The sequence below is a fragment of the Niallia sp. M35 genome (assembly GCF_050971705.1).
Lineage (GTDB): Bacteria > Bacillota > Bacilli > Bacillales > Cytobacillaceae > Niallia > Niallia circulans_A.
Genome location: NZ_JBPCEP010000026.1, coordinates 1 through 11,785 on the forward strand (window position 1 = coordinate 1; position 11,785 = coordinate 11,785).

Annotated in this window: 11 protein-coding genes; 4 read left to right on the top strand and 7 right to left on the bottom strand. The window is 37.0% G+C overall.

Annotated features, from left to right (window positions below; all coding sequences use genetic code 11):
• Positions 1-26: 26 nt before the first annotated feature.
• On the bottom strand, positions 27-1,688 hold the full coding sequence (locus NiCM35_RS24895) for a peptide ABC transporter substrate-binding protein (RefSeq protein WP_433780852.1): 1,662 nt from the start codon (positions 1,686-1,688) through the stop codon (positions 27-29).
• Between the two features lie 279 nt (positions 1,689-1,967).
• Between NiCM35_RS24895 and NiCM35_RS24900 the strand changes: the two genes are divergently transcribed.
• The 3 genes from NiCM35_RS24900 to NiCM35_RS24910 all read left to right on the top strand — a co-directional run bounded on the left by NiCM35_RS24900 (position 1,968) and on the right by NiCM35_RS24910 (position 3,873).
• Positions 1,968-2,777, top strand: coding sequence for a DUF368 domain-containing protein (locus NiCM35_RS24900; RefSeq protein ID WP_095329368.1), 810 nt, complete (start codon positions 1,968-1,970; stop codon positions 2,775-2,777).
• 44 nt (positions 2,778-2,821) lie between these two features.
• Complete coding sequence (locus NiCM35_RS24905; protein WP_172859652.1) at positions 2,822-3,271, top strand: GNAT family N-acetyltransferase; 450 nt, start codon at positions 2,822-2,824, stop codon at positions 3,269-3,271.
• Positions 3,272-3,369: 98 nt separating this feature from the next.
• Positions 3,370-3,873, top strand: a complete 504-nt coding sequence (locus tag NiCM35_RS24910) for a hypothetical protein (RefSeq protein WP_433780853.1) — start codon at positions 3,370-3,372, stop codon at positions 3,871-3,873.
• Positions 3,874-3,918: 45 nt separating this feature from the next.
• Here NiCM35_RS24910 and ahpF read toward each other — a convergent pair whose 3' ends face one another.
• Both ahpF and ahpC read right to left on the bottom strand, forming a co-directional pair.
• Positions 3,919-5,448, bottom strand: a complete 1,530-nt coding sequence (gene ahpF / locus NiCM35_RS24915; protein ID WP_123260233.1) for an alkyl hydroperoxide reductase subunit F — start codon at positions 5,446-5,448, stop codon at positions 3,919-3,921.
• A 14-nt stretch (positions 5,449-5,462) separates the two neighbouring features.
• Positions 5,463-6,026 (bottom strand): alkyl hydroperoxide reductase subunit C, encoded by a 564-nt coding sequence (ahpC, locus tag NiCM35_RS24920; protein WP_095329375.1) that lies wholly within the window; start codon positions 6,024-6,026, stop codon positions 5,463-5,465.
• 446 nt (positions 6,027-6,472) lie between these two features.
• Here ahpC and NiCM35_RS24925 point away from each other — a divergent pair, with 446 nt between their 5' ends.
• On the top strand, positions 6,473-7,903 hold the full coding sequence (locus tag NiCM35_RS24925; protein ID WP_095329376.1) for a phospholipase D-like domain-containing protein: 1,431 nt from the start codon (positions 6,473-6,475) through the stop codon (positions 7,901-7,903).
• A 64-nt stretch (positions 7,904-7,967) separates the two neighbouring features.
• On the opposite strand, the gene NiCM35_RS24930 is transcribed toward NiCM35_RS24925, so the two are convergent.
• The 4 genes from NiCM35_RS24930 to NiCM35_RS24945 are packed head-to-tail and all read right to left on the bottom strand — an operon-like array spanning position 7,968 to position 11,602.
• A complete protein-coding gene (locus NiCM35_RS24930) occupies positions 7,968-8,780 on the bottom strand; it encodes an ABC transporter permease (RefSeq protein WP_095329377.1) in 813 nt (270 codons plus the stop codon).
• The gene (locus NiCM35_RS24935; RefSeq protein WP_095329378.1) at positions 8,777-9,754 is read right to left on the bottom strand and encodes an ABC transporter ATP-binding protein; all 978 of its coding nucleotides are present in this window, start codon (positions 9,752-9,754) and stop codon (positions 8,777-8,779) included. The genes NiCM35_RS24930 and NiCM35_RS24935 overlap by 4 nt, the downstream gene beginning before the upstream one ends.
• 12 nt (positions 9,755-9,766) lie before the next feature.
• The gene (locus tag NiCM35_RS24940; RefSeq protein ID WP_095329379.1) at positions 9,767-10,576 is read right to left on the bottom strand and encodes an ABC transporter permease; all 810 of its coding nucleotides are present in this window, start codon (positions 10,574-10,576) and stop codon (positions 9,767-9,769) included.
• Positions 10,577-11,602, bottom strand: coding sequence for an ArsR/SmtB family transcription factor (locus tag NiCM35_RS24945; protein WP_123258572.1), 1,026 nt, complete (start codon positions 11,600-11,602; stop codon positions 10,577-10,579). It abuts the gene before it with no gap.
• Positions 11,603-11,785 lie beyond the last annotated feature (183 nt).

Genomic DNA, 11,785 nt, shown 5'->3' on the forward strand with positions numbered 1-11,785 from the left:
TATACTCCCGCTTTTTAAGTTAATTCTTATTCTCCTACATCTGCCCACTTATATTCATAAGTTGCTCCGAATGGGTTTACAAACACATTCTTTACTTTTGGTGAAATTAATTGTGCTCTTGATGCTTGATAAACAGGTGCAATTGGAGCATCTTCGAATAATAGCTTTTCAGCTTTTAAGAAGTTATCATAACGAGCAACATTATCAGTTGCAAGTTTAGTTGCTGTATCGCTAACTAATTGATCATATTCTTTATTAGAATAGCCTGTTTTATTGTTTCCTCCATCGGTAATCCACAGGTTCAAGTATGTGAATGGGTCAAGGAAGTCAGGGCCCCATCTAGAAAGTTGCAGCTCATAATCCATGCTAGTATCTAAATCAAGTCGTTGCTTTTTTGGAACTTGTTTAATTTTAATATTCAAGCCTTCTAAGTTTGTAGATAACTGATTAGCTACATATTCAACTAAAGTTTTGGTTGTTGCATCATCATCTGCTAAAAACTCTAGAGAAACTTTATCTGTACCTAATTCTTTTAAGCCTTTTGCCCAGTAGTCTTTAGCTGCTTGTAAATCATAAGTAACAAGATCTCCACTAACTTTACGGAAGTCCTCACCAGTTTCTGGAATTGGAGTAAAGTCAGCTGGGACAAGTCCGTTCGCTACGATAGAACCGTTATTTAAGATTTCATTAACTAAAGCATCTTTGTCAAAGGCGCGGCTAAGCGCTAAACGAATGTTTTTGTTAGCCAAGGCTTCTGATTTTGTTTGGTTAAATTTAAGGAAATATAAAAATGTGTCTGCTGAAACAACATAATTCTCATCAGTTGAATATTGGTCAACCAAATCAGATGTAAGATCCATTCGATCAACTGTTCCTTTTTCATATAAGCTTAGAGCTGTTTGTGGGTCTTTTACTACTTCAAATGTCAATTTATCCATTTTAACAGTGCTTGCATCCCAATAACTATTATTTTTTGCAAGTACCCATGAATTACCTGTACTATCCCAGTCAGTAATGCTATAAGGCCCGTTTGCTAATAAGTTTTCTGAACTTGTTGCAAATTTATCTCCTTTTTCTTCCACAAACTTTTGGTTTAATGGTAAGAAGGTGCCAAAAGTAGTTAATGTCTCAAAATAAGGTGTTGGGTTTTCTAATTCTACAACAAGTGTATAATCACCGTCCGCCTTCACCCCTAATTGATCAACAGCTAGTTCCCCAGAACTGATAGCAGCAGCATTTTTAATGACACCATTCATCATATAAGGACCATATTCCGATTTAGTGTCTGGATTAACAGCGCGTTGCCATGCATACACAAAGTCATTTGCTGTAACTGGGTCACCATTTGACCATTTTGCATCTTGTCTTAATGTAAACGTCCAAATTAACCCATCATCACTAACTTTGTGATCAGTTGCAATACCTGGTGATGGCTGTGTATCTTTATCTAAACGGTAAAGCCCTTCCATTGTTGCACCAAGATAAACAAATGAAGATTCATCTGTAGCTAAAGCTGGATCCATTGACGGAATTGCCTCTGGATTTATAAAGTTAAGGACTTTTTCGTCTGATTTACCGTCCTTATCTTTTGAGTCGGTAGAAACGTCGGTTTTATCGCCAGAGCATGCAGCTAATACACTTAGCACAAATGCAAACATAAGAAGTAATAACCAATTTTTTCGTTTCATGAAGTATTCCCCCTGTTTATAATCATTAATTCTGAATATTATCTATCTATTGAACATTCAAAACTATAAAAATTATTATACCTACTAAAAGATATATTTGTAAAGTTATTGTTGGATAATTATTGAAAGGTTTAGTATATTTAGACTGGTTTTAAATTGAAGATATTTTATTTTGAAAAAGGAAGGAAGATTCAGAATTATGGTATGATAGAGTTAGGAAAATACTATCAATCTTTAAAAAATATGTAATTAGAAGAATAGAAAGGAAATGAAAAATTAGTGGAATGGAAAAACTTATATAGAGGATTTATTATGGGGATAAGTGATTTAATACCGGGAGTGAGCGGGGGAACAATTGCCGTCATTTTGGGCATCTATGACCGTTTGCTCGATGCAATTAGCGGTTTCTTTAGTAGGAACTGGAAGAAACAACTTGGCTTTTTAATACCATTAGCAGTTGGGATGGGTGCTGCCCTTTTATTATTAAGTAGATTAATAGAATTTTTACTGGAAAATTATCATGAGCCAACACAATTTTTCTTTATTGGATTAATTATCGGTGTAATTCCACTTATGTTAAAAGAGGCTCGGCCGAAAAAGAATTTTGGTTCTGGACATTATATTATTTTAACAATTGCTGCTATTATTATCGCATCCATGGCATTCATGCATCCTGTTAAATCAATAGAGCCGATTACTTCCTTAACTGTATGGTCGGTTCTGGGATTGTTTTTATCTGGTTGGTTAGCCAGCATGGCTATGCTGCTTCCCGGGATTAGTGGATCGTTTATTTTACTGTTACTTGGAGTTTATTCAACAGCAATTAATGCCTTGTCGACATGGAATATCCCAGTGATTATCGTACTTGGACTTGGAGCAATAATTGGATTTATCGGGAGTAGCAAAGGGATTAAATATGCTCTTTCACATTTCCCGCATATCACATATGCAATCATTATTGGATTAATTATCGGTTCTCTTTTTGTTGTTTTTCCTGGTATGGTTTCGGGAGCCACTAGTATAATCTTATGTATTATTACATTTGGGTTAGGGCTTAGTGTAACTACGCTATTTGGCTTGAAAAAATAAGTTATCAGAGAAAATAACAATAATATTTAGGAAGAGGGAATAGGATGGATTATCGTAAAGCAACTATTAAGGATATTAATATGCTAATAGAGCTAAGAAAAAATCAGTTAATAGATGAGGGAGTTTCAGCAGATAAAGATATTAATGACGAGCTGGAAGATTTCTTTCAAAGGAAATTAGCAGAGGGTTCTCTTATTCAATGGCTTGTAATCGAGAAAAATGAAATAATTGCAACAGGAGCTATCGTAATATATGAATTTCCCCCTACCTATACCAATAAGAGTGGAAAACAAGCATATGTAACCAATATGTATACAAAGAATGCTCATCGCGGAAAAGGAATAGCTACCACTCTACTAACAAAATTAGTGGAGGAAGCTAAAAACTTAGGTATTAAGAAAATGTGGTTAGGTGCTTCAAAGCTTGGCAGACCTGTTTATAAGAAGTTCGGCTTTAAGGAAACGGATGAGTGGATGGAGTTGGAGTTAAAATAATGTGGAGTGGTGGTTGAGGTCTGTCCTTTTTGTGGACAGACCTCTTTTTTATTGGTAAAAGCGATAGGGAGCTTATTTGGCCTATGAGGTATAGTGGAATGGCAGCAGATGAGGGAGATATAGTCCGTAATTGTGGTATATCAGCCAAAGTAGAGGAGGAATCAGCCAGAGCGGAGAGGAAATCAGCCAGAGCGGAGAGGAAATCAGCCAAAGCGGAGAGGAAATCAGCCAAAGCGGGGGAGAAATCAGCCAAAGTAGAGGAGGAATCAGCCAGAGCGGAGGGGAAATCAGCCAAAGCGGAGGAAGAATCAGCCAAAGCGGAGGAAGAATCAGCCAAAGCGGAGGAGAAATCAGCCAAAGCGGAGGAGGAATCAGCCAAAGCGGAGGGGAAATCAGCCAAAGCGGAGAGGGAATCAGCCAAAGTGGGGGAGAAATCAGCCAAAGCGGAGAGGAAATCAGCCAAAGTAGAGGAGGAATCAGCCAGAGCGGAGAGGAAATCAGCCAAAGCGGAGGAGGAATCAGCCAAAGCGGAGGGGAAATCAGCCAAAGTCCAAAATATCTACCAAACAGCATCACTTCACCTCTGCATACCCTCAACATAACAAAAAAAGAGCCTCCGCAAAAGGGAAGCTCTTTCTCAAAATCTATTAATTACGGATCAGATAATCAAATGCACCTAATGAAGCAGTTGCACCAGAACCCATGGAAATAATGATTTGCTTATAAGCGCTGTCTGTACAATCTCCAGCTGCAAATACACCTGGCAGACTTGTAGCGCCATGCTTATCAACAAGAATTTCACCCATTCTGTTACGCTCCACTGAACCTTCTAACCAGTCTGTATTAGGAACTAGACCAATTTGGACAAACACACCTGCAAGCTCGATATGTTTTTCTTCGCCAGTTTCGCGTTCAACATAAGTAATACCGTTAACTTTATCAGTACCAGTTATTTCTTTTGTTTGAACATTTTTCAGAACTGTAACATTTGGTAGGCTGTTTAAGCGCTCTTGTAAAACAGAGTCTGCTTTTAATTCCGACATAAATTCAAGAACTGTTACGTGTTTCACAATTCCTGCTAAGTCGATAGCAGCTTCAATTCCTGAGTTACCGCCGCCGATTACAGCAACGTCTTTTCCAGTAAATAATGGACCATCACAGTGAGGACAATATGCTACACCTTTGTTCTTAAATTCTGCTTCTCCCGGTACGCCAACATTGCGCCAGCGAGCACCAGTTGATAGAATAACAGACTTACTTTTCAGAACAGCACCATTTTCTAACTCGATTTCTATTAAGTCTTTTTTCTCTAAACGTTTAGCACGTTGAAGGTTCATAACGTCAATGTTATATTCTTTTACATGCTCTTCCAGACTTGCTGCAAGCTTTGGACCTTCTGTTTGCTTCACACTAATGAAGTTTTCAATAGCTAACGTATCCATGATTTGGCCACCGAAGCGTTCTGCAACGATACCAGTGCGGATTCCTTTACGTGCAGCGTAGATTGCAGCACTTGCACCAGCCGGACCACCGCCAACTACTAATACATCAAATGGATCTTTATCAGCAAATTCAGAAGCATCAGCAGCGCTGCCCATTTTTGCTAAAATTTCTTCTAATGACATACGACCGCTGCCAAATGATTCCCCATTAAGGAAAACAGTAGGAACTGCCATGATATCTTTGCTTTCTACTTCTTCCTTAAAAGCTGCCCCATCAATCATTGTATGTGTGATACCAGGGTTTATAAGACTCATCACATTCAACGCTTGTACTACATCCGGACAGTTATGGCAAGTTAAGCTAATGTAAGATTCAAAGTGGAATTCACCTTTGATTGCTTTAATTTGATCGATTACTTTTTGATCGACTTTAGGAGCTCTACCACTTACTTGAAGTAAAGCTAATACTAAAGAAGTGAATTCGTGTCCTAGAGGGATACCAGCAAAAGTAATTCCAGTATCTTCGCCAACACGATTTACACTAAAACTTGGTGTTCTTTCTAATTCAGCAGTTTCTACTTTGATATGAGATGACATAGTAGCTAGTTCATCAACTAGGGCTAGCATGTCACGGGATACTTCATCCGATCCCGTGCTAACCTTAAGAACAACATCGCCTTCCATCATTTGCAGATATTGATTCAGTTGCCCTTTAATTTCATTATCTAGTAACATACAGAGCCACTCCCTTAAATTTTGCCAACAAGGTCTAGGCTTGGCTTAAGTGTAGTGCTGCCTTCTTGCCATTTAGCTGGGCAAACTTCACCTGGATTGTTGCGAACATATTGTGCAGCTTTGATTTTGTTTACTAGTGTGCTTGCATCACGGCCGATACCGTCTGCGTTGATTTCAACCGCTTGAATTTTACCATCTGGATCGATAAGGAAAGTTCCACGATCTGCAAGACCAGCTTCCTCGTTAAGAATGTCAAAATCACGAGAAATTCTTTGTGTTGGGTCACCAATCATGATGTACTCGATTTTGCCGATTGCATCTGAATGATCATGCCATGCTTTGTGAGTGAAATGCGTGTCTGTTGAAACAGAGTAAACTTCTACTCCAAGATCTTTCAATGTAGCATATTCATTTTGTAAATCTTCTAATTCAGTTGGGCATACGAAAGTAAAATCAGCTGGATAGAAGCAGAAAATACTCCATTTACCTTTTAAGTTTTCTTCTGTTACTTCAATAAATTCACCGTTATGAAATGCTTGAGCTGTAAATGGTGAAACTTCTTTTCCGATAATTGACATAATAAAATTCCTCCTAATATGAATAATTTATTACTAGTTTGGACAAATAATCCAAACTTATGCAAATAATAATTATTACAATTCAACATTTATTATTATATAAATTTAATTATTTTGTCAAGGATAATCTAAAACTAATTAATACTTATTTTAATTTTTATCTATAAGAATCCTTGCTTGAATTTGTGAAAAGTTGACAACCTAAGCACTGTATTTGCGGTGTTTTTGATATCTATCTAGTAATTTTCATTTATTAAGGCCTATTCTCAATTAAGAGGGGGTTCATTCATCTATAGATAGTATGATTAAGCCTTCTATAAAAATAGTAATTTTTGCTCTCGGAAAATTAAGGATCGAAACTGAGTAAAAAAAGAAATAGCTTTTTTCATAATTAAACGTCGATAGGAGAAACTACTTAGTATCTAACAAAATGGGTGGGAAACAATATGATACATAAAAGCATGAAAACTATTTTGGTTTTAGTTGGATGCTATCTCCTATATATTGTCGTATTCTGCGTCATTGTGCCTTTTTTTTACAAGCCTAAGGAAAACTCTTCTTGGAACCCAGCTGTGAACCTTTCACAGAACGAAGAGAGAGTAGTGTCTTCTGATAAAGTTGTATTACTTCAAGACAGGGAAGATTCTGGTTTAGCGAGATTGCAGTTAATAAAGAATGCAAAGAAATCTATTGATTTATCTACTTATGCCATTCAAAAAGGTACATATTCTGATTTGTTTTTTGCTTCTCTATTTGAAGCAGCAGATCGCGGGGTAAAAGTACGTATTTTGCTGGATGGAATGGTCAACCGATTTAATAAGGATTTGCGTTTGTATAGCTATGCTATTTATCAGCACCCGAATATGGAATTAAAGTATTATGAACCCCTACATTTAGGCAAGCCTTGGACTTGGAATAATCGATTTCATGATAAGTTATTTATCATAGATGAAGAACTTGCATTAGTTGGCGGTAGAAATATAGGAGATAAATATTTTAGTTCACAAGGAGCTAAAGGAGCTTCCAATGATCGGGATGTGCTTGTGTTTACTGAAAAACCAAAAACGAGTGTGCTAAAGCAAATGGATGGTTATTATCAATATGTTTGGAAACATCCTTTTACAAAAATTTCTGTAAAGAAACTTTCACCAAGGAAGGAAAAGCTAGGGGAGCAAAAACGGAAGAAAGCCCTTCACTTATTAAAACATGCTAAAGATGTTTATCCATTGTCGATAGATAAAATGATTAACTGGAAAAAAGATGCGTATCCAACGAAAAAGGTCCATTTTCTTTTTAATCCCCATCAGCGCTTTAATAAAGATCCTCTTATTTGGAAAGAAATTGTATCACTAAGTGAACAAGCAAAATCTATTTATTTAGAAAGTCCTTATATTGTGCCAACGAGGAAAATGCTGGCTTATGTAGATAAAAAGAAAATAGCGGTTGACCATTGGAAGGTCCTAACAAACTCCGTTGCCTCTACTCCGAACTTAGTTGCGTTTTCTGGATATTGGGCAAGCAGGAAGGACATTATTCAATTCGCTGATGAGTTATATGAATACCAGCCGAAAACGGAATCACTTCACGGAAAGACATATATCTTTGATGGGAGAATTAGTTTAATTGGCTCCTATAATCTGGACGCAAGAAGTACTTTTTTAAATACCGAAACAATGGTATTAATTGATAGTGAAGAATTCGCACACTTTCTTCAAGAGGAACTAAATAAAACGGTAAATAATCAAAGTCTACAAGTTTTAGAAGATGGGACTTATAAATCAGACGAGAAAGTAAAGGAAACAGAAGCGGGTTTTTGGAAGAAACTAACGATAAGGGCATTATCTCTTGTCGTAAAGCTGGTGGACTTTTTAGTGTAGGATTAATATTTTCTAGGAAATAGCCTCTTGTTTCACGTGAAACGAAGAGGCACGATTATTACCCTTAATAAAGAACCATATTTCCTGTATTCTTAGCATGGGTTTCTGCCTTTTTTAAAAGAAAGACGGAGGTCACGGCAAGCATTAGAATGATGGAAACTAAAAGTAAATATTGTCCGATCATTTGCGTAAAATCTTTTCCATTTAGCACAAGATCTCGAAAGATACCTAGTACATAAGTAAGCGGAAAAAGGTAGGCAATTGCTTTTCCCCAGATTGGGAAGGCAAGGATTGGAATACGTACACCAGAGAAGAACTGCATTGGTTCCTCGAAAATGGTAAAAAGAATTCCTGCATCTCGCGAAAAGAGAAAAACAATATTTAAAAATCCACCCCAAACAATCGCAGATATACAAAGGAGAAATAAGGCGAGTGGAACATTTGCCCAATAAATTTCAGCCGCTTGTCCTGTAACAATAAGCACCAATAGGATGAAGGTAGTGAATAACCATACAGCTTCAAGCAAATTTCCTGCTGCACGTGCAAACATGATAGTTAAACGATTTGCAGGTGTAAGAAAGATGAGCTCAAGTGTACCAGCCTGACGCTCATAGCTCATATTCCAAGCGGATTGAACAAGGCTCCAAAAGAAAATATATCCTAAATAACCGGTTAGTAAAAACATAGTGATTTGGTCAACATCCATATAGGCAGATAGCGGACTAGATTCCGTTAGGTTAAAGGGCTTAAAGGAATAATAAGACGTAATAAACAATAAGGCTGGCCATAAGAGTAAGGAAAAATAGATTAACTTGTTATGAAAGTTATGTTTATGACTTTTAGCCATTTCTGCTTGTAAAATAGAAAACAACTTCATGCAGATTTCTCCTTTGCTAAGGTTAGAATCGCGTCTTCTAATCGTGGCCGCTTAAGCTCAAGTTTTAGAATTGAAACAGATTCATTCATACAAATATTAATAAGAAAAGAAGTGGGATCATAGGGTGCATCGACAAGAATCACTGTGCTATCTGTCAGCCAATTAAACTGAATGCTGCAATCGACTAATGCCTGTTTGAGTTTATTTTGCGCACTTGCCGATAGGGAACTTGTTTCCATCCTTAAATGATAGCTTTTTACTACAGATGAAATAATTTTTTCTGGTGTGCCATCTAAAATAATCGATCCCTTTTCAATAATATAGATGCGATCACAAAGCTCCTCCACTTCTTCGAGGTAATGACTTGTTAATAAGATTCCTTTGTTTTCTTGTTTTGCTAAGTTTTTCACTAATCCTCTCAATTGCTTAGCTACTGGCGCATCCAGGCCAAGCGTTGGTTCATCAAGGAATAAATATTTAGGATTATTTATAAGTCCTCTCGCAATTTGGAGTCTTTGCTTCATCCCTTTTGAATATAGTTCTACTGGAATGTCCTTTGCCTCTTTTAATCCAACTTGATCGAGAAGATAGGCTATGCGTTTTTCAAGCTCTAGACCTGATAGTTGATAGAGCTTTCCGAAATAGCGGAGGTTTTCGGATCCAGTCAGCCGCCAATATAGCATTCTTTCTCCACCAGCAATCATATTAATATGCTTTTTTACCTTCATTGCCTCTTTTACAGCATCAAAACCATCAATTGTTATTTGTCCATCTGTTGGATTTAGTAAGGTACTGAGCATTTTAATGGTAGTAGTTTTTCCAGCCCCATTTAAACCGAGCAAGCCAACGATTTCTCCTTCTTTAATAGAGATGTTTAAATCTTTAACAGCACATACAACTTGCTTTTCTGAACGGAAAAAATTCTTTCTTTTTTTCACTGTGTAATACTTACTAATTCCTTTTGCTTCGATCATTTTCATCACTCCTTATCCAAAATGCTTTTCTAATACGTATTTCTCCATTTTTTTCATCAAATATGAGCCTGTTGGCAAATAAATCAAACCAAGCGTTGCCATTTTTAGTAATGGAGCCAAAAGCTCATTAAGTGGGGTTCCCTCTATCCAGACCATTCGTAAAGCATCAATTCCATAGGTAAGTGGCATGACTTGGCTGATCCACCTTACTGCCGCTGGTAAAAAGTCACTTGGAAAAGTGATGCTGCAAACAAGTCCCATAAGGACAAATAAGGTGTTCTGCGTGATATATGTATCTCGAAAGTAGAGCATAAACGATCCTAATACTAATGCCATCGAAAAGGTGGAAAGAATCAAAACGACAAGAACAATTAAGACATGAAGCCAGTTTATTCCTTGTAAATGCAAGCCAAATAGAGAGCCAGCGGCAATAATCACAAGGAATTCCAACATAATTCTAATCAACCCTTGCGCTACATAGCCGAGAAAATATCCCTTTCTTGTCGATGGTGTTAGAAGAAGGGATTCTAGGGTCCCTTCTCGCAATTCGGTGATAAGTGTTCGACTTGTAATCATTAAAAGAGACACTGAAAAAGAGTAAAGTAATCCACCTAAAATGCAGTAGGAAAGATAGTCATCTGTCCCCGCATAGGCAGAGAAACTGGATGATAATTCTCCTTTAAAAACAAAAAAATAGGTAAGGTAGGCAAAGATGATAATATAAATAGCGCTTAATATATGTCCTAGAAAAAAAGACCAAGGAAAAGCTCTTTTCATCACGAGATAATTTCGCCAAAAAGTAGCAGAAATGCTCAACCACATTTATGTATCCTCCTTTTGACCAAGGGAAGGCTGATCAAAAAACTGATTTAAGTCGACCTTCAGTTGGTCTAATTTTTGTAAATCTGTCTCATAAAACACAAAGTGTCCATGTCTTTCCCCTTTTATTAAGCACGCCTTTTCTAAGATTTTTAGATGCTTAGAAATTGTGGCCTTTGCAAGCCCGGTAGATTCCGATAATTGCAGTGTACAAATGGGATGCCGAGACATTTGTCTTAATAATTGTAATCTCGTTTTGTCCCCTAATGCAGCGAGAGTAGAAAGCAAGTCTATTGGGACTATATCTTGACTAGTTCCCAGCTGATTAGGAAAGGAGACATGCAAATAAACAATGATGGCAGGAACTTCTAAGCCAACTAAGAGATGTGGCGCGATAAAGCTGGATGGGTATATCGTCAATGTTTCTATCTCTTCATAAGCAAAAATCCAGGTGTTTGCTTTATAAAATCGTATCGATTTTGGATCAAGTCTGAAGCGTGGATGAATAGCGTTGATCGCTTCATATGGATTTGCTGCTATTGCTTTTTTTAATTCATGAACAGATTTAATTAACCACGGCTCCATTCGATATAATTCGCGCGCAAAATAATTTTGCTGGTAATCATAGAGCAAATCGCAAAGGAGATTCCGATAATAATTAGGTTTTTTTAAAACCTTTTGTTGGTTTGTATTTGCATCTGTAAAGTCGCTTTTACCTAGCAGGAAGGCAAGAAATTGCTGCTCTGGCAATAAACGTAATCGTTCAATGGCTTCCTCAACATGCTTCTCTTCCAATAAAAGATAATCATCCAAATCGAGAAAATTAAGCCATTCATTACTAATTTCCCCAAAGAATTGAATCATTTTCCAATGCGGTTTCGATATTGCTTCTTTTGTTTTCTCTGCCCACTCTAGCCTCGTCAGGTGATGAGCTGGATTGTGTAAAACATGTAAACTTGTTAACAATTCACGAAAGGGGGAGTAAATGACACGTACATGTTTTTTAATCCAAATGTTTACTTTGTCCATGGATCTCTTCCTTTTATTTTGATTCGCTATTTAGCGAATCAAATTGATAATTTTGCAAAATTATTCAGTATTTTATAGAGAGAGGTAGGATTTGTCAATGGGGAATTTTTTTTTATTTTGAAAGGTGGCATTTAGGAAGGGATGAAAAGCACATAGCAGATTAGGGCTATGTGCTTTATGTTT